General features: G+C 41.5%; 16 protein-coding genes and 1 tRNA gene. 12 read left to right on the top strand and 5 right to left on the bottom strand.

The annotated features are described in order from the left end of the window. Positions 1-1,148 precede the first annotated feature (1,148 nt). From metK to HMPREF0659_RS06675, 7 genes are all read left to right on the top strand, one after another. Positions 1,149-2,441 carry a methionine adenosyltransferase gene (gene metK, locus HMPREF0659_RS06705; protein ID WP_013264164.1) on the top strand — a complete coding sequence of 431 codons (1,293 nt, stop codon included), beginning with the start codon at positions 1,149-1,151 and terminating at the stop codon, positions 2,439-2,441. A gap of 6 nt (positions 2,442-2,447) precedes the next feature. After that, positions 2,448-3,380: a DUF4271 domain-containing protein gene (locus tag HMPREF0659_RS06700; RefSeq protein WP_013263916.1), complete on the top strand. Its 933-nt coding sequence runs from the start codon at positions 2,448-2,450 to the stop codon at positions 3,378-3,380. A gap of 6 nt (positions 3,381-3,386) precedes the next feature. Beyond that, positions 3,387-4,139: a uroporphyrinogen-III synthase gene (locus HMPREF0659_RS06695; protein WP_013264327.1), complete on the top strand. Its 753-nt coding sequence runs from the start codon at positions 3,387-3,389 to the stop codon at positions 4,137-4,139. Positions 4,140-4,223: 84 nt separating this feature from the next. After that, positions 4,224-4,649, top strand: coding sequence for a ribonuclease P protein component (locus HMPREF0659_RS06690; protein WP_013264221.1), 426 nt, complete (start codon positions 4,224-4,226; stop codon positions 4,647-4,649). A 26-nt stretch (positions 4,650-4,675) separates the two neighbouring features. Continuing rightward, complete coding sequence (gene yidD, locus HMPREF0659_RS06685; protein ID WP_394330196.1) at positions 4,676-4,948, top strand: membrane protein insertion efficiency factor YidD; 273 nt, start codon at positions 4,676-4,678, stop codon at positions 4,946-4,948. A gap of 105 nt (positions 4,949-5,053) precedes the next feature. Beyond that, entirely contained in the window at positions 5,054-6,352 is a 1,299-nt protein-coding gene (gene tyrS, locus HMPREF0659_RS06680; RefSeq protein ID WP_013265033.1) for a tyrosine--tRNA ligase, read from the top strand. A gap of 126 nt (positions 6,353-6,478) precedes the next feature. Then, entirely contained in the window at positions 6,479-7,729 is a 1,251-nt protein-coding gene (locus HMPREF0659_RS06675; protein WP_013264495.1) for a clostripain-related cysteine peptidase, read from the top strand. A gap of 53 nt (positions 7,730-7,782) precedes the next feature. On the opposite strand, the gene HMPREF0659_RS06670 is transcribed toward HMPREF0659_RS06675, so the two are convergent. The 4 genes from HMPREF0659_RS06670 to HMPREF0659_RS06655 all read right to left on the bottom strand — a co-directional run bounded on the left by HMPREF0659_RS06670 (position 7,783) and on the right by HMPREF0659_RS06655 (position 11,655). After that, positions 7,783-8,733, bottom strand: coding sequence for an FMN-dependent dehydrogenase (locus tag HMPREF0659_RS06670; RefSeq protein ID WP_013264599.1), 951 nt, complete (start codon positions 8,731-8,733; stop codon positions 7,783-7,785). A gap of 147 nt (positions 8,734-8,880) precedes the next feature. After that, positions 8,881-9,816, bottom strand: coding sequence for an AEC family transporter (locus HMPREF0659_RS06665; RefSeq protein WP_013264477.1), 936 nt, complete (start codon positions 9,814-9,816; stop codon positions 8,881-8,883). A 465-nt stretch (positions 9,817-10,281) separates the two neighbouring features. Beyond that, a complete protein-coding gene (locus HMPREF0659_RS06660; protein WP_013264597.1) occupies positions 10,282-11,511 on the bottom strand; it encodes a glycoside hydrolase family 27 protein in 1,230 nt (409 codons plus the stop codon). Between the two features lie 73 nt (positions 11,512-11,584). Then, positions 11,585-11,655 (bottom strand) — tRNA-Gln (locus tag HMPREF0659_RS06655). 212 nt (positions 11,656-11,867) lie between these two features. Between HMPREF0659_RS06655 and HMPREF0659_RS06650 the strand changes: the two genes are divergently transcribed. Further along, positions 11,868-12,632, top strand: coding sequence for a winged helix-turn-helix domain-containing protein (locus HMPREF0659_RS06650; protein ID WP_013263998.1), 765 nt, complete (start codon positions 11,868-11,870; stop codon positions 12,630-12,632). Positions 12,633-12,832: 200 nt separating this feature from the next. Then, positions 12,833-14,896 (top strand): TonB-dependent receptor, encoded by a 2,064-nt coding sequence (locus HMPREF0659_RS06645; RefSeq protein WP_013264286.1) that lies wholly within the window; start codon positions 12,833-12,835, stop codon positions 14,894-14,896. 1,051 nt (positions 14,897-15,947) lie between these two features. Here HMPREF0659_RS06645 and HMPREF0659_RS06640 read toward each other — a convergent pair. Next, complete coding sequence (locus HMPREF0659_RS06640) at positions 15,948-16,223, bottom strand: HU family DNA-binding protein (protein ID WP_013264885.1); 276 nt, start codon at positions 16,221-16,223, stop codon at positions 15,948-15,950. Between the two features lie 218 nt (positions 16,224-16,441). On the opposite strand from HMPREF0659_RS06640, the gene HMPREF0659_RS06635 reads away from it, so the two are divergent. The 3 genes from HMPREF0659_RS06635 to secDF all read left to right on the top strand — a co-directional run bounded on the left by HMPREF0659_RS06635 (position 16,442) and on the right by secDF (position 21,828). After that, on the top strand, positions 16,442-17,398 hold the full coding sequence (locus HMPREF0659_RS06635; RefSeq protein ID WP_013264353.1) for a rhomboid family intramembrane serine protease: 957 nt from the start codon (positions 16,442-16,444) through the stop codon (positions 17,396-17,398). Between the two features lie 203 nt (positions 17,399-17,601). Further along, the gene (locus HMPREF0659_RS06630) at positions 17,602-18,702 is read left to right on the top strand and encodes an endonuclease/exonuclease/phosphatase family protein (RefSeq protein ID WP_044045930.1); all 1,101 of its coding nucleotides are present in this window, start codon (positions 17,602-17,604) and stop codon (positions 18,700-18,702) included. Positions 18,703-18,807: 105 nt separating this feature from the next. Continuing rightward, positions 18,808-21,828 carry a protein translocase subunit SecDF gene (gene secDF, locus HMPREF0659_RS06625; protein WP_013264750.1) on the top strand — a complete coding sequence of 1,007 codons (3,021 nt, stop codon included), beginning with the start codon at positions 18,808-18,810 and terminating at the stop codon, positions 21,826-21,828. Positions 21,829-22,040: the final 212 nt, after the last annotated feature.

Below are 22,040 nucleotides of genomic sequence, written 5' to 3'. Positions count from 1 at the left end.
ATTTATGCGGCAATTTGTGTCTTATATCGTCGCAAATTATGCGACAAAAATACTTAAATAAAGCCGAAACTCCAAATAATTTCTCAAATAACGCATATTTTGCGACGTTCTTGGAGAAGATATGTAGGATAGCTATATCGCCATCCTCCATCATTTAACACCTAATATCAACTGTTCATTACCACCCAATATTTGGCTCTTCCGTTAAATGTGTAGAATGTTAATAGAATGAGATTAATCCACATACATGGTAAACTTACCTCCAATTAGATGGTTTTATAAAGGGGGATAAACTACATGATAAATGTAATTAGATGCGATGTCTATTTGTCATCTACAACCTGCTTATTTCCTTATTATTTGATATGTGTGTAAACTATTTTCAAGCACTTCAAAACCAATACATGCTCTTTTGGCTTCTAAAAGACGCCCTTTTGGGTTGCAAAAGATGCCCTTTAAGGCTCTTATTAACGCCCTTTTGAAGTCCAATTAAGCACCTTTTATTTTGTTATTTGGTAACTAATTGATACTCTGTTGATTGCAAACCTGCTTCTTATGTGTTTTTTGCCGTTAGTTATAGATGTTTTTTTTTGAAATTATGTAATGATTTTTCAAACTCTATCTACATATTTTCGAAGTCTTAAAACGAAAAGATTTTCAATGTCAGAGGATAATAATAGGATAGATAGTTGACTGTCGTAGCCATGTTTTTGTTTAATGAGTAACTTCGATTCTTCCGTTAACACAATACGAAAAGTGTCCACACATTTAACGGAAGAATCATTTTATGCGACGATTTAAGGTTTATATCGTTGCAAATTATGCGACAATAACACTAAAATTGCTCCGATGTAATTATTGACTTCTCAGATAAAGTAGATTTTGAAATGGTAATCTTTGATTGTATTTTCTTCATCATTCATCTTTTAACACCGAATACTACTAATCATCACCACCCAACATTCACCACCCACCACCCACTATTTACTAATCATCACCACCCAACATTTACCCCCCAACACCCATCAATCCCCCCAATAATGTATAAATCTTACTTATTTATTTTGTTATCCCGCTAAGTTGCAGTAACTTTGCATTCTTAAACAGAGAGTTAGTAATAAATACAAACATAAAAAGTAGATAAATATATGGCATATTTGTTTTCATCGGAATCAGTATCTGAGGGACACCCAGATAAGGTTGCCGATCAGATAAGCGACGCATTGCTCGACCAGTTCTTGGCATATGATGAGGATGCACGTTGCGCTATAGAAACCTTTAATACTACAGGTCAGGTAGTGATTATGGGTGAGGTAAGGTCTAAGGAATATGTTGACCTTCAGACAATTGCTCGTAGGACAATTAACAAAATCGGTTATACAAAGGCTGAGTATCAGTTTGATGGCAATAGCTGCGGTGTTCTTTCTGCTATTCATGAGCAGAGTGATGATATCAACCGTGGCGTTGACAATGGTGATGCCGAGAATCAGGGAGCTGGTGATCAGGGTATGATGTTTGGTTATGCATGTAACGAGACAGACAATTATATGCCTGTGACACTCGACTTGGCACACCTCCTTATGACCACGTTGGCTGACATCCGCAAGGAAGGTAAGCAGATGACTTATCTCCGTCCAGACTCAAAGGGTCAGGTGACAGTGGAGTATAGCGATGACAATATCCCACAGCGAATTGACACTATCGTTGTTTCAACACAGCACGACGACTTTATCAAGCCTGCTGACGACTCACGTGAGGCACAGTTGAAGGCTGATAAAGAGATGGTAGAGCAGATACATAAGGATGTACTTGAAATCCTTATGCCACGTGTAAAGGCACAGATAACATCGGAGAAAGTACTTGCCTTGTTCAACGACAATATCAAGTATCTTGTCAATCCAACGGGTAAGTTTGTGATTGGTGGTCCTCATGGTGATACTGGTTTGACTGGTCGTAAGATTATTGTTGATACTTACGGTGGTAAAGGCGGTCATGGTGGTGGTGCCTTCTCTGGTAAGGATTCAAGTAAGGTAGACCGTTCTGCAGCCTATGCTACACGCTATATTGCAAAGAATATGGTGGCAGCTGGTGTGAGTGATGAGATTCTCGTACAGTTGGCTTATGCTATTGGTGTTGCTGAGCCTGTTAGTGTTTATGTGAATACCTACGGTCGTTCACATGTGAAGGCTACTGATGGTGAGATAGCAGAGATGGTGAAGAAACTGTTTGACCTTCGTCCAAAGGCTATTGAGAAGACGTTGAAGCTTCGTCAGCCAATGTATTTGGAGACTGCTGCTTATGGTCACATGGGACGCCAGAATGAGGTTGTTCAGAAGACCTTTGAGAGCCGTTATCATGATACTAAGACGGTTGATATTGAACTTTTCACTTGGGAAAAGCTCGATCGTGTAGAGGATATTAAAAAGACATTCGGACTCTAATAGACAATGCCGACAACTGATTCCATTGTTCGCCCTTCTCTATTGCTAAAGTCAACATTGGCAGCGGGGAAGAAGGCGAATGTCGATTCTGAGGGTAAGGCGGGTCAGAAAACTGACTCGTCTATCTTGTTACGCCCTAAAAAACAGAAGAAGTTTCAGCTGACGGACTTCAAATTTGCAGAAGAAGGCTACTTTAAAGGGAATAAGTTTTTCAAGTTAGAACGAGGAAACAATCATGCTGATGGAGTTTCGGGCGTACTTGCTCCTTATGCTGTAAGCAATGATAATGTTATTGCAGCAATGCTCTTAGGTTGTTTTGTGATGGCGATGGTGGCGTTTTCTCTATCGAGAAATTTCATAGAACGACAGATAAAGAGTTTCTTTCGTGTAAGTCGTAGTAAGGAGTTGGCTATTGAAACGAATGAAGAGATGCGCTTTCAGACTATCTTGATAGCACAAACCTCTTTGTTAGGAAGTATTCTCTATTATTTATTTGCGCGAGATTTAGGGGGCGGTAGGCTTTCGAATGATACACAACTTGGAGCGATAGGATGCTTTTTTGGTGTGTTTGTCGCTTATTTCCTATTCAAGTATCTGGTCTATGGATTCGTAAACTGGGTATTCTTTGATAGGAAAAATAATGGACAATGGAGGCGAACACAGGTATTCCTTTCCTCTTTGGAAGGAGTCTTATTATTCCCGATAGTACTCTTGCTGGTTTACTTCTCTTTGTCACTCCATGCAGCATTGATTTATACACTAATTGTTATGTTATGCGTCAAAATGCTTGCTTTTTATAAGAGTTACAGTATCTTTTTTAAGAGAATGGGTGCCAGTCTGCAAATAATTTTGTACTTTTGTGCGCTCGAATTGATGCCGTTGATAGTATTGTGGGGCGTTTTGTTCATTACAGATAACTATTTGATAATAAACTTTTAGGACACGATGATAAAAAAGATCTTGGTTTCACAGCCAAAGCCGTCAAGCGAAAAGTCGCCATATTACGACATAGCGGAAGACTTGGGAGTGGAACTGGTTTTCAGACCATTTTTTAAAGTGGAAGGACTCTCAGCGAAAGAGTTCCGTCAGCAGAAGATAAACCTGTTGGATTATACCGCTGTGGTATTTACTTCTCGTCATGCTGTAGACAATTATTTTAAGCTCGCTAAGGAAATGCGTGTCACTATCCCAGAGGATATGAAGTATTTCTGTGTGATTGAAACGATTGCTCTTTATATCCAGAAGTATGTTCAGTACCGCAAACGTAAGGTGTTCTTTGGTAATACTGGAAAGATAGATAGTCTTATCCCTACAATGACTAAGCATAAGACTGAGAAGTACCTTGTTCCGCAGAGTTCTGTACATACGGAGGCTCTGAGCGAGTTGTTAGATGCAAATAAGCTCAAGCACAAGGAATGTGTGATGTATCGTACGGTGAGCAATGGCTTAACAGAGGAAGAAGTTAAGAACTTTGATTATGATATGCTTGTCTTCTTTAGCCCAACAGGAGTTAAGGCTCTGAAAGAGAATATCCCTAACTTTGAGCAGGGAGACATCAAGATAGCTGCCTTTGGTCCTGCTACAGCGAAGGAAGTAGAGGCACAGGGTCTGAGACTTGACCTTCAAGCACCTTCTAAGGAGTATCCTTCTATGACTGGTGCGTTGCGTGCTTTCTTAGAGAAAGAGAAGAATAAATAATATAACGGCTTCTGCCTCATCTGAAAGGATGGGGAAGGAGCCGATATCAGTACTGGACATACGGTAAATAAAGGCTGATAAGGAATGGAAAAGCATGAAGAAAGACTAAGAAAAGGAGAACGTCTATGTAGCAAGAAGCTCATAGATACGCTCTTTGGAACTGGTGGAAGTCATGCGATGACAGCATTCCCTTTGAAGGCTGTTTACAGACTAATTGACTGTAAGTCGGAGACTTCAGCACCAGAAGAAACGGTCATGGAGTCGAATGTACAGGTGTTGGTCAGTGTTCCGAAGAAGCATTTCAAACGTGCCGTAAAGCGCAATAGGGTTAAACGGCAGGTGCGTGAGGCTTATCGTAAGCACAAGAGTTTTGTCACGCTCCGTGTGAACGAACAAACAGATAAGCAGTTGTTGATAGCTTTTATATGGCTTTCAAACGAATTGATGGATTCTGTTACAATTGAACAGCGGGTCTGTAACCTGCTTCAAAGAATAGGAGAACGGATATGATGGATGAGAAGGAGAGAAACGAGAGTATGCCATGTGAGCAGCAGTCTCATAATGTTTTTGCTAAGCTATGGCGTCTTTTCACACGTGTTTTATCATGGCTGTTGATACTTCCGATACTCTTTTATCGCCAGTTCATATCTCCTTTTACGCCACCTTCTTGTCGCTTCACTCCTACTTGTTCGGAGTATGGTAGACAAGCTATCCTAAAGCATGGACCTTTTAAGGGTTTGGCTCTAACTATTTGGCGTATATTAAGATGCAATCCGTGGGGCGGTAGTGGTTATGACCCAGTGCCCTAACGATGCTCACAATAGAATATTAATACAGAGTTGAGGCTTATGAAGATAGGGCAGAACGCTTTTAAAGTCTTCTATCCCTTGACTCCTTAAAGTATAAAGATATAGATGAAGAACTTTGTAGAAGAACTCCGTTGGCGTGGTATGCTGGCTCAAATGATGCCAGGTACTGAGGAAATGCTTCAGAAAGAGATGGTTTCAGCTTACTTGGGTACTGACCCAACAGCTGACTCATTGCACATCGGACACCTTTGTGGTATCATGATGTTGCGTCATTTGCAGCGTTGTGGACACAAGCCTTACCTCCTCGTTGGTGGTGCTACAGGTATGATTGGCGACCCTTCTGGTAAGAGTCAGGAGCGCAACCTCCTTGATACAGAAACACTTTACCATAACCAAGAGGCTATCAAGAAGCAAGTAAGTAAGTTCCTTGACTTCGATGGTAACGAGCCAAACAAGGCTGAGATGGTTAATAACTATGACTGGATGAAGGACTTCACCTTCCTTGACTTCGCTCGATTGGTTGGTAAGCACATCACTGTTAACTATATGATGGCTAAGGATAGTGTGAAGAAGCGCTTGAGTGGCGAGAGTCGCGATGGACTTAGCTTTACTGAGTTCACCTATCAGCTTCTGCAGGGTTACGACTTCCTCTATCTTTTTGAGAAGTTTGGTGTTAAGTTGCAGTTGGGTGGTAATGACCAATGGGGTAATATGACTACTGGTACAGAGCTTATCCGTCGTACTTTAGGTAACGAAACTGAGACATATTGTCTTACTTGTCCATTGATAACAAAGGCGGATGGTAAGAAGTTTGGTAAGACCGAAAGCGGTAATATATGGCTCGATCGCAACCGTACAACACCATATGCTTTCTATCAGTTCTGGTTGAATGTTAGTGATGATGATGCCGAGAAGTATATAAAGATCTTTACTTCTTTGGAGAAGGATGTTATCGATAATCTTATTGAAGAGCATCGTCAAGACCCAGGGCGTCGTACACTTCAGTACCGTCTTGCAGAGGAAGTTACCCGTATGGTTCACTCTCAGGAAGACCTTGATATGGCGATAGCAGCCTCTAACATCCTCTTTGGTAAGAGTACAAAGGAGAACTTGTTGCAGTTAGACGAGCAGACCTTTACTGATGTCTTCAAGGATGTTCCACATTACGAGGTATCAAAGGACGTACTTGGTCAGCCTGCAGTTGATGTCTTCAATCAGGAAGGTATGCAGATATTCCCAAGTAAGAGTGAGATGCGTAAGCTCGTTAAGGGCGGTGGCGTTGCGCTCAACAAGGAAAAACTCGCAGCTTTTGACCAGCCTATAACAGCCGAGGACCTCATCGATGGTAAGTATCTCCTCGTACAGAAGGGTAAGAAGAACTACTCTTTGATTATTGTAAAGTAAGTATCAACGAACTATAATACATAACTATGAAAAGCCTTACTACGCTCATTGTGGCGTTGCAAGGCTTTTTAATTAACCACTCCCATAGCTCCTTTTAGGATATTCATGGGCCTAAAAAGATTAATTATGAAGAAACTTTTCCTTCTCTTACAACTGGTAATGCTTGTTGTCTTTGTCTCTTGTAGTAGTGAAGACCCAGACCCAATACCTCAACCGGGTGCCGAGGTAGAGAATACTATCTTTGTTTATATGCCTTGGTCAGGTGTTAGTGATACCGATTCTGGGCTTTATAGCTACTTCCTCACCAATATAAAAGACATTAAGAGTGCGATTGTTAACCAAGGTGGACTTGGCAACAAGAGACTTATGATATTTATCTCTACGAAGGTGAATAAGGGTGCTTTGATTAATGTTCAGTATAAGAATGGAAGCTGTGTAGATGATACCGTTGCTATCTACAACAATAAATTAGCAGGCTTAAAGCTGAATTCAGCAGAGTGGATAACAACCCTGTTGAAGCGAGTTAAACAAGAAGCACCAGCTAAGCATTACTCAATGATAGTCGGTTGTCATGGTATGGGATGGATACCTGCCAAGCCAAGTACACGCATTAATCGTTCTGTAGCCTCACCTTTCGGACTTAATAAAAATGCTGGTAAGGCTGGACCTCCAACGCGTTGGCTGGGTGGTGATGCTTATCAGACGAACATTTCTGAATTTGACAAGGGTATAGAAGACTCTGGTATTGGTAAGTTCCAGTACATCCTCTTTGACGACTGTAATATGACAGGTATCGAAGTAGCCTACGAACTTCGTAATGCAACGCACCATATCATTGGTAGTCCAACGGAGATTATGGCTTACGGTATGCCATATAAACTGCTGTGGAATGAACTCTCAAAGGTGAATCCAGATTATCACAGTATCTGTACTAACTTCATCAACTTCTATAGTAACTACAAGTATGAGAATACTCCTTATCCTTATGGTACTATTAGTGTTATCGACTGTTCGCAGGTTGAGGGCATGCTCAACATCATGAAGGAGATAAACGCATCAAGTTCTCTCTCAACCGTCGTGGAGAGTGACATTCAGAGTATGGATGGTTACGTCCCTTCAATATTCTATGATATGGGCGATTACGTGCGTAAACTTGCACAGAACGAACCACAACTGTTGACGAGATTTAATCAACAACTCAACCTCCTTGTTCCTGAGAAAGGCAATACAACATCATATTATACCGCTATTCGTAGTCGTAGTGGAGATGTAATACCTATCCAGACTTATTCTGGTATAACAATTTCTGACCCATCAACCAACTCGAAAGTGACAAGTTCTCTTAGTCGTAACCGTTATTATCAGGCTACGCATTAAGATTAAAATAGTATCTATAGGAATACTAAGCAGTTCCTATAGATGCTATTTTCTTAGATATAAAGCACAGACGCATCGAATGAACGAATGTCTTTCACGCAGGTGTACATCATCAGTTCTGAAAGTTGTTCGTTCATTTTTTGTACCTTCTCCTCAACTCCTTCTGCTCCTTGTTGCAGCAATGGCTTGAGGATTCCTCTGCCCACAGCTACCGCATCAGCCCCTAATGCAAGTGCTTTATAAGCATCGTAGCCTGTATCAATACCACAGTCAACGAAGATTGCGATGCCACTTCCCTCCAATGCTGCCTTAATCTTAGGCAGAACCATCACGGGAGCAACACCGAAAGGAATACGTCCGTGGTGATGAGAGACTAAAATAGCAGCACAGCCTGCCTCCTTACACTTCAAAGCATCCTGCACAGAGAGTACGCCCTTAGCAACGAATGGTATGTTACCAGCAGCCTTCACGTATTCTTTGAGGTCGGAAAGCGTGACAGGACCGAGAGGAATACCGTCTACAACATCATATTTTCCGTCTGTTCCTGGGACATGATCAATGTCTACGCCGACAGCTATTGCACCGTGTTTGATAGCAAACTGAATCTCATCTAAAATAATATTATGGTCAGCGAACGGCTTAATGATTCTCACTGTTCTTGCTCCTTCGGCTGCGATTTCAACATATTCCTCGTTAGGTTCCATACCTACCCAGTTCACTGTATTCAGCTTCTTGGCAGCACGTGCATACTCTAACATTGGTTTCTTGCCGCCTTTCAACACCTTATTCAGATGCGAAAAGGCTGGCATCATAATCGGTGAATCGAACTCTTCACCGAAGATAACCGTCTTCAATGTTGGCTCAACGGCATCAATAACACGCATCTCCACATGGATAGAATCCAAGTAGTTGCGGTTAAATACATTTGCATCATCTGCTTTGCCACTTGTTACGGGTATCATTCCCGCTGGTCCTGGCCACGGACTTTTTACGTTATCGTTCATGTTCTTTTAATTTAGGAGTTAAGGAGTGAAAGGGAGTTGAAAGGAGTTAAGACAAATGTTATGATGTCTCAAATCTGATGTTTGGATTTATATTATACTATTGTCTTAACTCCCTTTCACTCCTTAACTCCCTTTCACTCCTTAAATTTATATCAATAATAATGTTATCAATGTATATACTACCATTGCCACCACGATGAAGATAGAGATGAAAGCCGACATAAAGCTTTCGTCGTCCTCATCCTTGCAAAGGCTTTCTATCTGTAGCGGTACGGGGAATCCCGTTGGACAAGCAAAGTAAAGTAGTACGCCAACAAGGAATATCTTCACTGCCATCAATTCTGGGAACAGCAAGAAGAAGGCTCCTACGATAGCCCCACACAGCACAAGGCGCACCACTGTCAATGCCAAAAGCGGCTTGAGCTGTGCTGCCCGTAGGTGGAAACCATAGCCGAGGGTGAAGAGGATAATGCTCGCAATAGGTGTCATTGCCATGTTCATCGTACCGTCATAGATTCTGTGAAGTTCGTTCTCCATCAGCCATTGGTACAAGCCCGACATATTAACGAGAATACCCACGATAACGGCAACGATGAATGGTGCTGTAATAATTCGTTTCGCCATAGGCAAGAAAGCTACATCCTTTGATGTCTGTCGCGTGATGAGTGCTGGCACAAGTCCAAAGTTGATGAGGATACCAGCAACGTCAAAAGTGATGATATTCACTGCGTGTTCTGCTCCTACCAATGCGATATAAAGGGGTAGGGCAACGCTGCCTCCCTCACATGTCATCAGTAGGAAAGGTGCTAATCGGGCATAACGTCCACTAATGGGTTTTGCTATGCTCTTACCTATCAGGTAGACAAGAATCCAAGCGGCATCCAAAAAGAGAATCTCATAAATGAAATTCGTCGATAACTCTGCTTTTACAAGTACGTGAAAGACGAGCAGAGGGAAAAGAATATTAAATACCAATGACTTCGCTCCTTCGTTCTGTCCTGCTGTTACCCAACCTCTTCTGTGACTCAACCAACCGAGGAACATCATAAAGAAGACAGGAAAAAGAATCTCTATAGCTTTCATTTATTTGCTGAATTTATCTAATTTGTATTTGTTACAATGTACAAATATAGACAAAAAGCATGATATTAGCAAATGGATAGGGGAATTTAAATAAGGAAGCCTCACCCCCAACCCTTACCAAACGAAAGGGAAGCCTCACCCCCGACCCCTCTCCGAAAGGAGAGGGGAGTGATTACCGAAAAGGGTAATCGTAATTCGAGGTTGGTATGAGTTGTTTCTATTCTATTGACATATGGTAGGGTATTTTGTTCTCCGCACTATTGGTGCTTGGTATCCGCACCATTGGTGTTTGCCGTTCGCACCATTGGTGCGGACCAACAGCACGATGTGAAATAATAGCTTAGAATGATACAATGAAGGTGTTATTGGAATACAAAACTGGCACAGCAGGAAGATGCTGTGCCAGTGGTTGAGGATGAAAAGATGTTATCTTTTAATGCTTTTCTTTATAAAATAATGTGCTGTTTAGCGTGTTGTAACCGTAAAAACCTTTGTTTCATGAGGTTGTAAGGTAGCTTGCCACGCCTTACGTTGGCGGCTTGTCTTATGCTCCCATACGTCTCTGAAATTGTATTCCTTCGCATTACCGAGGATAGAAAGTGGCAACTGAACACGCTGAGGGGTGTCAGAAGGATTCATGATGGCAATTGCCTGACGGTTTCCGTTTAGGTTTCTGAGGTACACACGACATGCACCAGGAAAGTCAACTCTATGGGCTGCCTCGCCAAGCGCATCTTGATTGATAGCAATAATCTCCTTATTGAGGAGGATGTGACGTGTTTCAGCGTTCTCGTTTAAGATGTCGTGGCTTACTGCCAATGGTGAAGCGAACATGCACCACATAGACATCTGTGTCTGATATTCTGTATAAGTACAGCCTACACCACCTAAATCGCTTGATGGTCCACCCTTTCCGTCGAGTCCAACGACGAGCATATCCATGTCGAGCCAGTGACTCGGTCCTGCGTATTTGTAAAGTGGTTCGGTAATGTTGATGATATCAATGATACCCATACCTCCCTGCTTCACGATGTCTTTCCACATATCACGTACGTCAAAGCTCACACGCCAGAGTGAACCACCAGCCTGACGAGCCCACATCTCAGGATTCAACTGTCCCCATTCGCAGACACCCAAGGCAATCTTACGACCTGAATTTTGTAGCGCATCAGCCATCTTCTTATAGCGTTTGTGGGCAATAGCACTGTCAGAAGGTGCGTGGCAGTAGTCGTATTTCAGATAGTCAATTCCCCATTCAGCAAAGGTCTTGGCATCTTGTTCCTCAAAATCGTAACTGGCAGTGTAACCAGCACAAGTGAGCTGAGCAGCATCAGAGTAGATACCGAGCAGCAAACCCTTTGAGTGAACATAGTCTGCGAGTGCCTTTATTCCGCTTGGGAACTTCTTAGGGTCTGGTATGATATTATTGCGTTTGTCGCGTCCTCCCTGCCATGCATCATCAATGAAGATGTATTTATATCCAGCTTCAGCATAGCCATCAGCCGCCATCTTGTCAGCAATTTGTCGGATAAGCTGTTCGTTGATGTCCTCCTTATATTTGTTCCAAGTCATAAAACCCATTGGAGGTGTCAGTGCTAAAGAGTCACGATTAGTAGCAGTCATGTGCAATGAAGCCAGCAGAAAGGCTGCAATAAACAAAAGTGATTTACGAAGTTTAGATAGTTGCTCAATCATTATAGTTATAATTTAGGAATTAGCTGATACTAAAAAATCCGCAGAATCATAAAGAATCCGCGGATTTTCTGTGTTGTCCCAGGCGGATTCGAACCACCACTGACAGAACCAAAAACTGTAGTGCTACCATTACACCATAGGACAATCGTGGGTGCAAAGGTAATGTTTTTTAGTTTAATGCCCAAATTTTACTGTATAATTTTGCGCATCTATAGGTCTTGTGCAGTAAATATTTGCTGATTATACCTGTTTTACTGTATATTTCTTGCACTCCGTTTGGCATTGATAAGATAAAATATTATCTTTGCAACATACAATAATTCGAAACATTCTATCACTTTTTATGATACAAGCCTATGAAACCTATATCGTCAGTTATCATATTTTTGTTACTCGTTTGCTCGGCAGTATGGGCTGGCTTTGACAGCTATCACTGTGCTGAAACGGCTATTGTGCAGGATATGAATCAGGCTTTGTCGAAGACACTCGCTGGGAAACGTGAGGCGTGGATTACGCCCGATACCATACAAAGTTATCGGCAATATTTACAGATAGGTGACCTCAAGAGTCGTTCGTTTGTGTCATACGCGTTGGGTGATGATAGTCATTCGTTGCGCAGTAGACAGATGAGGTGGCAGTCAGGTGGTCATTCGCTTTTATTCCAAAGTTATGCTGATTGTTCCTTCGCTACGGTATGGGGCTTGTCAGATCAGCGTTTACCCTTTGCTTTCCTATTGTTAGCCTTGGTTTGGATGGTTACATCTATCGTGTATTTTCGTCGTCATCGTGCAGGCAGATTGGTGCTGGGTAGGATGGTATATGCCGCTTCTGACCATAGTTTTCGTGACTGGCATGGGGAGAAAATAGCCTTTACACCGATGCAACAGCAACTCATGGAGCTGTTTATCAATGCAACTGATAGAAAGTTGTCGAAGGCAGTTATCTGTGAAACGCTTTGGCCTAAGAAACCCGATGCAAGCGAAACTCTCTACACACTTATCCGCCGTTTGAAGCCTATTGTCAGTGAGCGTTGCGGATTAAAGATTGTGGCTGATAGGGGTGATGGATACCGATTGGCTTCTGATTCATCTTCAAAGAAAATGTCGGATAGTCTTTCTTAATGGAATAGGTGTCATCTTTAAAATATATATCTTAGGCATTCTTTATTGGAATATTATGCTTAATAGGGGACTATTGAGTAGTTTTTGTTGTACTTTTTCTTGTTTACCAGACCTCAATTAGCTATTGTCAGGTAATTGTCAGTGATTATTTTTGCCCTAATAGTAGGTGGATTCTATCTTTGTAGCAAAAAACAAAGACTATGGAAAAAGGTTTATGGATGCTGTTGTTATGCTTTCTTGCACTTCCTGTTGGTGCCCAGAATGAGAAAGGAAACAGTGAGACGGCAAAGAGTGTAGAGATGAAAGAGGTGACAGTTGAGGCTGCACGAGTGACGAAAAAGCTTGATGGCATGTTGATTGTACCGTCTGATGCACAACGAGAAGCGGCAACGGACGGTTATAGTCTGCTTGGAAAGCTGTCTCTTCCACGCATCAGAGTAGACGAGGTGATGCGTACCATTGTGCCTTTGACGAATAATGGAAGTGTTCAACTTAGGTTGAATGGAACTTTGGCAAGTAAAGAAGACCTGCTTTCACTGGACCCAAAACTTGTCAAAAACATTGATTTCATCGATAATCCGGGAGTTAGATATGGTGACGGAATAGGCTATGTCATTGATATTCGGACAAAGCGTAACACCACTGGTTACGTGCTTGGGGCTGACTTATCGAATGCTGTCACAACGTTGAATGGGGATAATACGGTCTATGCAAAGCTCAATCATAAGAATTCAGAACTGGCTTTAACCTTCAATTCTTCTTATAATGACCATCGTGGTTTTCGGTCTTCAGAAACGGCTGACTATACCTTGAACAATGGTAGTCATTATCTGGTTTCACGCAATCAGACCGATGGCAGAAGTCGTCGTTTTGGTAATCAGTTTGAGATAAAGTACAGTCTTGCAGACTCGGCTACGTATGTTTTCCAAGCAAATCTGTCAGTGGGAGGAGGTAATACGCCCGGTAATTATGCTGATTTTGTGTATCGGGATGGAACAGTAGAGAAGACTTATCGGACGATTAATGTGTCAAGTGACTTCTCTCCAACTCTTGATCTTTACTTCTTTCATCAGCTTGGTAACCATCAGAGTATTACAGCTAATGTTGTTGGCTCAAGTATTTATACGGACAAGCGGGGATATAATGGAGAAGAAGGAGATTATGCCTATGAGGTAAATGGGCGTACTTGGTCGCTGGAGAGTGAAGCTATTTATGAGAATAAACTCAAGCCTTTCACCCTTTCTGCAGGTTTGGAACACTCGGTGTCGTTTACGAATAATGAATATACTGGCGATGTCTCTGCTCTTAACAAGATGCGGAGAGGAGAACTTTATCTATTCTCTGAGGTGAAAGGACGGTGGAAACGAATAGGCTATTCGGCAGGTGTAGGGCTTGCTAATAAGACCTATTCGCAAGAAAACTATAGCTTTAACTATTGGACTTTCCGTCCAAAACTCACGTTGAATTACGAGATTTTGACAGGATTAAATGCACGTTACACCTTTGAAACCTATCGCCGTGTGTCTTCATACGCTATGGTGAGCGATGCAAGAATCAGAGAACATAGCCGTGAATGGAAGGTTGGAAATCCAAATTTGCAACCTTCTCGGGTTATTAAGAATATTATTGATGTAAGTTATAATGGTAAACGTGTGAGCTGTGGGATGAATATGGAGTACCGACGTGACCTTGGGAGCAATATGAGTGTGTATGAACGTACGGCAACAGATGAGTTTCTTTATTCACAACAGAACATTGGTAATATCATGATGTTTGTTGTTCAGAATTATGTGAGGTATGATGTTGTACCAGAGCGTCTGTCTGTAACACTTTTCGGAGGTATCAATCGTTTCTTTAACATCAGTAGTCTGTATCGTCATCATCTTACAAGTTACAACTATGGTGGTAATATTCAGGCTTATCTTGGACGCTGGACATTGACGGGATATGCTGATAATGGCTGGCGGTTTGTTGAAGGAGAGCATGAAGGACGTAATGGTCCGGCAGTCTATTTAGGTGCCAGTTATAGATGGAAGAAGTGTAATGTATCGCTCTTTATGCAGCATCCTTTCCAGCAACATCCCGCTATACAGCGTGGTAAAGTACTGAATGAAAACCTCCATAAAGAGTATATTTATCGCAGCAGAGACTTGGGAAATATGATAACTCTTAGGTTTAGTTGGAAGTTGTCAAAGGGTAAAAGCTATAAAGAAATAGACAAGAAAGTACAGCATGAGGGGAATAAACAGACGAGTATTTTATAGTGGATAGCTGCAGGGGTGCACCCTTAAGTTATTGAAAATACAATCTAACTCGTTATTGGAAAAGGTCTTTCTATTCAATTATCATGTTTCTGACTTGGAGGACCTTTTTCCTTTTTAACTCTTCGAAGAGGTAGATATGGCTTTGAAAAATCATTACATAAATTCGGATAAAACATCTATAAATAAGAACAAAAATACGTGTAAAAAGCAGGTTTGTAATCATCAAGAAATCAGTTGGTTATAAAGTGGTGTGAGAAAAGGTGCTTAATTGGACTTCAAAAGGGCGTTAGTAAGGGTCTTAAAGGGCGTCTTTTGCAAGTCAATTAGGCGTCTTTTAGAAGCCAAAAGAGCATGTATTGGTTTTGATCTGAGTGAAAATAGTTTACAAAATTCAAAGGTATAGGGATGGGATGTTTATGGAAGACGAATAGACATAGTATCAGTTTGCATTTTATCCTATAGTTTATGTCCGCTTGTAAGGCTATCTAAATTGGGATAATTATACCATACGAGTAGATAAGTCTTTATCTATTTCCAATCTATGCTATTAACGGAAGGACTTTTTAAGGGTCTTCAGGATTTTGGAGTGATAACGTTTGCCTCTTAAGGTTAGGTTTCTGACGAAATGTCACACGGAGGCACGGAGAGGACGGAGGATTATTAAAAAAGCAATGGAAGTCACGGAGGCACCGTCGGTACATAGAGCGACGGAGCTCGTTAGCACACTTTTTAGTAACTTTATGCCTAAAGCGTTTATACCAAAATAGTTATCAAGAATCTGTACGCTACAGCTCCGTAGCTCTTTGTGCCGTCGGCACCTCCGTAACATTGCATAACCTCCGTCCCCTCCGTGACTCCGTGTGCCTATTATATAAAACTTTGAGTTTATCACTCCATATTTCGGAAGAACCCTTTTTAAGCCTATGGTAAGATGCTCTTTAGACTTTCATAAAACAAGAAGGCAAGCCTATAAAACAAAGAATGTAAGCCTATAAAACAAAAAAGGCAAGCCCATGGCTTGCCTTAATATATTATGTAATATCTTTACATATTATTTGTTTACTGCGTCTGCCAACTCAGCACCAGCCTTGAACTTAGCAACCTTCTTAGCAGCAATCTTAATCTTCTCCTTTGATCTTGGATTAATACCCTCGTGAGCTGGGCGCTCTGTTGTTGCGAAAGTACCAAAACCTACGAGCTGTACCTTATCACCAGCAGCAAGTGCTTCCTTAATAGCTTCTGTAGTAGCATCCAAAGCTTTCTTAGCAGCAGCCTTACTTACCTCAGCGTTAGCTGCAATCTTCTCGATCAATTCTGTTTTGTTCATAATTTTGATTTATTTATTGATTAATTTTATGAGTGATATACAAGATTATGTTGCAAATATAGCTGTTTCCTTTTATAAAACAAATAAAATCATGGGAAAAGTGTAGAATTTTATAAAAAAAAGTCGTTATCTCGCTTATTTTCTGCTTAATACCAAGAGATTTTCGTATTTTTGCATTGTTTAAATGATATATTGTAAAGAATAAGACATTACGTAAAATGCGAAATATACCTATTGTAACAAAGAATCTTCTTATTATCAATATTCTGGTTTTTATAGCTACGTATGTTGTAAGAGGATTGAATATTGATTTGAATGATATTCTTGGTTTACATTTCTTTTTAGCCTCTGACTTCCGTATCTGGCAGTTCTTCACTTATATGTTCATGCATAGTGGGTTTACACATATCCTACTGAACATGTTTATGCTGTGGATGTTTGGTATGGTTGTTGAGAATGTATGGGGTCCAAGAAAGTTCCTTTTTTATTACATTGTCTGTGGTGTTGGGGCTGGACTTTGTCAAGAGTTGGCACAATATGGTACGTATCTCGTATATGGATTGGGTCATTTTGATTCCTTGAGAATCGGTACTACAGTTCTTCCTATGGATGTTTATCTGAATATGATGAACACTGTTGGTGCCTCAGGAGCCATCTATGGCGTGCTACTTGCTTTCGGAATGCTATTCCCAGAAGAGCGTATGTTCATCATTCCTATCCCTATTCCTATTAAGGCTAAGTGGATTGTTATGGGTTCAATCGTGGTAGAATTGTTCTCTGCGATAGGCACAAGCAATGATGGAGTAGCGCATTTGGCACACTTAGGTGGTATGCTTTTTGGTTTTATTCTTATCCGTTATTGGAAGAAGCATCCGTATTCTGGCTATGGAGACTTCGGTATGAATCGGGGACATCAGTTCTTTGATCGTATGAAGAATACGTGGGAACAACGTGGAGGGCGTGATACTCGTAATGCAACGAATGGCAACAGTGAGTCTTGGTCGAACACTTCTCAGAGCAATAATGCTAATAATAGAAGTGATTGGGATTATAATGCCCAGAAGAAGCAACAGCAAGAAGAAGTTGACCGCATCCTTGATAAGATTCGTAAGAGTGGTTACGATAGTCTGACAAAAGACGAGAAACAAAAGCTCTTTGATAGTAGTAAAAGTTAAGTCGCTGGTCGATTGACAAATAAATGAGTTGTTGATTATAACAAAAATGTTATTAATCAGCAACTTGTTAGAATATGAGTGGATAGGAACTTGTTATAACTTCAAGTCTATCTGCTTGTTATATAACCACTTGGTAACTATTTATTTTATTCGTAAAGCTTAAAAATACAGGGGTAGGGACCGCCTGAATGTTTTGAATTAAGATGTTTAGTAAATTTAAGAAGCTTACATATAGAATGTTGTTGGCAGGCAATATCATCGTGATTCTGATGATGTTGTTTGTCGGAAATATAGGTAGGTTTAATCCTGTTGATTACCCCTTGTTGGCTAATTTAGGACTGGGCTTTCCGATACTCCTTGTGTTTAATCTTGTATTCCTTGTTGTCTGGTGTTTTCTCCGATTACGTACTATCTGGCTGCCATTGTTAGGTTTCCTACTCTGTTATGGTCCTATCCGTACGTATTCACCATTCAATATACCTGAAGATAAGCCACATGGCGCTATAAAAGTACTGTCGTATAACGTCTTTATGTTCTCTTCATGGAGCGAGCCAGATGCTAAGAAGAATCCGATTGTTGATTATATCGTTAAGAGTAAGGCTGATATTGTCTGTTTGCAAGAGGCACAAGCGACATTAGATGACAAAGATCATATCTACTCAACACTGAAGAAACACTACCCATATTTCAAGTTGATGATTAAAAAAGCACCTGGTGCTGATTACATGGTATTGCTGAGTAAGTATCCAGTCCTTTGGCAAGATACTATTCCATATGGCTCAAGTAGTAATCAGAGTGTGGCTTATATGCTTGATATTAAAGGGACTAATACACTCGTTGTGAATAATCATTTCGAGAGTAATGGATTGAGTTCTGGCGACAAAGAAGGGTTTAAGACACTCGTAAAAGGTGAACTGAAGACTGGCGAAGCGAAAAGACAATCAGTCCACTTAATCACTAAGTTAGGTGACGTTTCGGCACGTAGAGCACCGCAAGCGGAGACAGTTGCACGTTATGTTAAGAAATATCTTGATAAGAAAGTGCCTGTTATTCTCTGTGGAGACTTCAATGATAGTCCGTTAAGTTACACACATCGAACCATCGCAAAAGAACTGAATGACTGCTTTGTTGAGAGTGGAAACGGACCCGGAATAAGCTATCATAAAAGTGGGATGTACTTCCGTATTGACCATATCTTTTGTTCCGACGATTTTGACTCGTATGGGGCAAAGGTCGACAATAGTGTGACTACTTCCGACCATTATCCTATCTATTGTTGGCTTAAATACCGCCCAAAACCTTAAAAAACACACATTTATAAGGTATAAATTTCCCAAAGTGTGAAAATTTGCTTATCTTTGCACGTCTATCAAGTGTAGCGAAACAATAATTAAAAACAATCAAATAAAATGCAAAACAAAGGATTAGTAATTTGCGTAGCCATTCTCTTGACGCTCGCAAGTATCTTCTACCTGTCATTTTCAGTAGCGACAAGCTACTATGATGGTCAGGCAGCAAAGATTAAAGACCCTATTGCGCAACAGGATTATAAGGATTCTGTAAAGTATTTGGGGCTCTACTCTTACCAGAAATGCCTTGAAACACAGATCGGTCTTGGTCTTGACTTGAAGGGCGGTATGAACGTTGTACTCGAGATTTCGGTACCTGATGTTGTTGATTTCTTGGCAGATCACAAGCAGGATGCTGCTTATCAGAAGGCTTTGGAAACAGCAAAGCAGGAAGAGATGCACAGTCCAAAGGACTTTATCTCTCTCTTTGTAGATGCTTTCCACAAGGTTGCTCCGGGTCATAAACTTGCTGAGATCTTCGCTACACAGCAGCTCAAAGGCAAGGTTAGCACACAGAGTACAGACGAAGAGGTTGAGAAAGCACTCCGTGAAGAGGTTGCTTCAGCCATCGATAACTCATACAATGTCGTTACAAACCGTATCGACCAGTATGGTGTTGTACAGCCAAATATCCAGAAGTTGGAAGGTCAGGAAGGTCGACTCATGGTCGAAATGCCTGGTATTCGTGAGCCAGAGCGTATGCGTAAGCTCCTTCAGGGTTCTGCTAACCTTGAGTTCTGGGAGACTTATAACAACCAAGAAATAACTCCTTACCTCGTTCAGCTCGACCAGCGTTTGGCTAATGGTGAGACAAAGGTTGACACTGCTGCAACTGATTCTACTAAGAAGGTACAGGCAAAGGCAGCTGCAACTCCAAAGTTTGCACTCAATAAAGGCAATGCTGCAAAGGGCGAAGATGCTCAGATGGCAGCATTGAAGAAGATGCACCCATTGCTCTCTATGCTGCAGACTATCCCTGGTGACGCACTTAGCCTCGTAGGTTATGCAAGCGTACGTGATACAGCTGCTATCAATAAGATGATTTATGGTCAGCTTGCTAAGCAGATTTTGCCAAGTGACTTGAAGCTTCTTTGGAGCGCTAAGCCAGAAGACGGACTTAATAAGAAGAACGTATATGGTCTTTATGCTTTGAAGATTACTACTTCAGACGGTCGTGCTCCATTGGAGGGTGACGTTGTTACAGATGCTAAAGACGATTTTAATCAACATGGTCGTCCTCAGGTTAGCATGACAATGAACTCTGAAGGTGCTCGTGAGTGGGCTGCTTTGACAAAGGCAAATGTAGGTAAGGCAATCGCAATCGTACTCGATGGCGTTGTTTACTCAGCTCCACGTGTTGACGGTGAGATATCTGGTGGCCAGTCATCTATCTCTGGTAACTTCACAATTGAGGATACTAAGGACTTGGCTAACACATTGAAGTCAGGTCGTATGCCTGCTCCTGCAAAGATTGTACAGGAGGAAGTCGTAGGTCCTACACTTGGTGCACAGTCTATTGAGCAGGGACTTATCTCTTTTGCTATTGCTTTCGTACTCTTGATGCTTTACATGATTGTCATGTACAACTTCATTCCAGGTATGATGGCTAACCTTGCTTTGATAGCCAACCTCTTCTTCACGTTGGGTGTCTTAGCGTCCTTCCAGTCGGCATTGACTATGCCAGGTATTGCCGGTATCGTGTTGACCTTGGGTACAGCTGTGGATGCTAACGTGCTTATCTACGAGCGTATTAAGGAGGAGTTGAAACTTGGTAAGGGTATGAAGCAGGCTTTGAGTGAGGGTTATGGAAATGCTTTCTCAGCTATCTTCGACTCTAACTTGACATCACTCATCACTGGTGTTATCCTTCTTGTGACTGGTACTGGTCCTATCCGTGGTTTCGCTACAACTTGGATCATTGGTATCGTTATCTCATTCTTCACTGCAGTATTCCTCACACGTCTTGTATTTGAGAACCGTGTAAGCAAGGATAAGTGGTTGAATCAGACTTTCACAACAGGATTCTCTAAGAACTTCATGCAGGGTAAGAACTATCACTTCCTTAGCATGTATAAGACAACCTTCACTGTTTGGGGTGTTGCTGTCTTGGTATGTATTGTCAGCTTCGCTGTTCGTGGCTTGAGTCGCAGTATTGACTTCACTGGTGGTCGCAACTATGTTGTCACATTAAACAAGCCTACCCATGTAGAGGACGTTCGTAAGGTGATGCAAGGTGCCTTCGTAAATACTGTTGGTGAGAATGCAGGTAAGCCTGCTACAACAACTGTTATTGCGTTGGGTACAGATGGTAAGACTGTTCGTGTTTCAACCAACTACAATATCGATTCTAACAATCCTGCTGAGGATGACAAGGCTGAGACAATCCTTTACAACGCATTGAAGAAGGGTGGCTTTGTTAGTCAGGCAAGTGTACAGAACTTCAAGAACCCAGATATTCGTGAGGGTGGCTCTATTATTCAGAGTGCAAAGGTTGGTCCTTCAATCGCTAAGAGCATTACTTATAATGCTATCATGAGCGTATTGTTGGCTATCTTCTTCATCTTCTTGTATATCCTCTTGCGTTTCCGTAACATTGGTTTCTCTGTTGGTTCAATCGTTGGTTTGGTTCTCGATACCACAATCGTTATCGGTTGCTTCTCGTTGTGCTATGGTTGGATTGGTTTCTCACTTGAGATAGACCAGACCTTCATCGGTGCTATCTTGACCGTAATCGGTTATGATATCAACGATACCGTGGTTGTTTACGACCGTATCCGTGAGAACTTGGGTAAGCATAAGCATAATCTTGCAAAGGCTGATATCCAAAAGATCTTCAATGATTCTATCAACCAGACCCTCTCACGTACTATCAATACATCTGTATCAACATTAATCGTACTCGTGTCTATCTTCATCCTCGGTGGTGAGAGTATCCGTAGCTTCTCATTCGCAATGATTATCGGTATTATTATCGGTACTTTGAGTTCAATCTTCATTGCATCTCCTGTTGCTTACCTCGTGTTGGGTAAGAAGATTGAGAAGCGTTCACACGAACTTGCAGAGGCACCTGTTGAGGCTTAATCAATAGATAGTCAGAACTAAGGTTTTACACCTTATTATATATAACAGCCCGTTACCAGCAATGGTAGCGGGCTGTTTTCGTATAACTAAAAGAACTGAATTGCGGCTCTGTAGGGCATAAATGATAGCTGATATAAGCCTCCTTCTCATTGCTGTTTACCCTCCGCACAGTGCGTGTTAACCCTCCGCACGATGTGTGTGGGGCGTCCGCA

Origin of the sequence: Prevotella melaninogenica ATCC 25845, from assembly GCF_000144405.1 — a bacterium.
GTDB lineage: Bacteria > Bacteroidota > Bacteroidia > Bacteroidales > Bacteroidaceae > Prevotella > Prevotella melaninogenica.
Note: the sequence above shows the minus strand (reverse complement) of the source record. Positions and strands in the feature narration are given on the sequence as shown.

Bases quoted from the DNA above. Each gene is read 5' to 3' on its own strand.
- HMPREF0659_RS06650 (WP_013263998.1), top strand. From the start codon at position 11,868: ATGAAACCTATATCGTCAGTTATCATATTTTTGTTACTCGTTTGCTCG.
- HMPREF0659_RS06695 (WP_013264327.1), top strand. From the start codon at position 3,387: ATGATAAAAAAGATCTTGGTTTCACAGCCAAAGCCGTCAAGCGAAAAG.
- HMPREF0659_RS06670 (WP_013264599.1), bottom strand. From the start codon at position 8,733: ATGAACGATAACGTAAAAAGTCCGTGGCCAGGACCAGCGGGAATGATA.
- HMPREF0659_RS06660 (WP_013264597.1), bottom strand. From the start codon at position 11,511: ATGATTGAGCAACTATCTAAACTTCGTAAATCACTTTTGTTTATTGCA.
- tyrS (WP_013265033.1), top strand. From the start codon at position 5,054: ATGAAGAACTTTGTAGAAGAACTCCGTTGGCGTGGTATGCTGGCTCAA.
- HMPREF0659_RS06690 (WP_013264221.1), top strand. From the start codon at position 4,224: ATGGAAAAGCATGAAGAAAGACTAAGAAAAGGAGAACGTCTATGTAGC.
- HMPREF0659_RS06640 (WP_013264885.1), bottom strand. From the start codon at position 16,223: ATGAACAAAACAGAATTGATCGAGAAGATTGCAGCTAACGCTGAGGTA.
- HMPREF0659_RS06665 (WP_013264477.1), bottom strand. From the start codon at position 9,816: ATGAAAGCTATAGAGATTCTTTTTCCTGTCTTCTTTATGATGTTCCTC.
- metK (WP_013264164.1), top strand. From the start codon at position 1,149: ATGGCATATTTGTTTTCATCGGAATCAGTATCTGAGGGACACCCAGAT.
- HMPREF0659_RS06630 (WP_044045930.1), top strand. From the start codon at position 17,602: ATGTTTAGTAAATTTAAGAAGCTTACATATAGAATGTTGTTGGCAGGC.
- secDF (WP_013264750.1), top strand. From the start codon at position 18,808: ATGCAAAACAAAGGATTAGTAATTTGCGTAGCCATTCTCTTGACGCTC.
- HMPREF0659_RS06675 (WP_013264495.1), top strand. From the start codon at position 6,479: ATGAAGAAACTTTTCCTTCTCTTACAACTGGTAATGCTTGTTGTCTTT.
- yidD (WP_394330196.1), top strand. From the start codon at position 4,676: ATGCCATGTGAGCAGCAGTCTCATAATGTTTTTGCTAAGCTATGGCGT.
- HMPREF0659_RS06635 (WP_013264353.1), top strand. From the start codon at position 16,442: ATGCGAAATATACCTATTGTAACAAAGAATCTTCTTATTATCAATATT.
- HMPREF0659_RS06700 (WP_013263916.1), top strand. From the start codon at position 2,448: ATGCCGACAACTGATTCCATTGTTCGCCCTTCTCTATTGCTAAAGTCA.
- HMPREF0659_RS06645 (WP_013264286.1), top strand. From the start codon at position 12,833: ATGGAAAAAGGTTTATGGATGCTGTTGTTATGCTTTCTTGCACTTCCT.